Genomic DNA, 269 nt, shown 5'->3' with positions numbered 1-269 from the left:
GGTCCGGTCGGGCCGGTCGCACCCGTCGCTCCGGTGGAGCCAGTCGAGCCGGTCGGGCCAGTCGGGCCAGTCGGGCCAGTCGCCCCGGTCGCACCCGTGGAACCAGTCGCCCCGGTCGAGCCGGTCGCCCCAGTCGAACCGGTCGCCCCAGTCGAACCGGTCGCCCCAGTCGAGCCGGTCGCACCCGTGGAACCAGTCGGTCCGGTCGGGCCGGTCGCACCCGTCGCTCCGGTGGAGCCAGTCGAGCCGGTCGGGCCAGTCGGGCCAGT

General features: G+C 76.2%; 1 pseudogene. It reads right to left on the bottom strand.

The features are described 5' to 3' along the window. Positions 1-269 (bottom strand): annotated as a pseudogene (locus SKC42_RS27590) (hypothetical protein); the annotation flags it as partial.

The organism is Mycobacterium sp. 050134 (assembly GCF_036409085.1).
Lineage (GTDB): Bacteria > Actinomycetota > Actinomycetes > Mycobacteriales > Mycobacteriaceae > Mycobacterium.
Note: the sequence above shows the minus strand (reverse complement) of the source record. Positions and strands in the feature narration are given on the sequence as shown.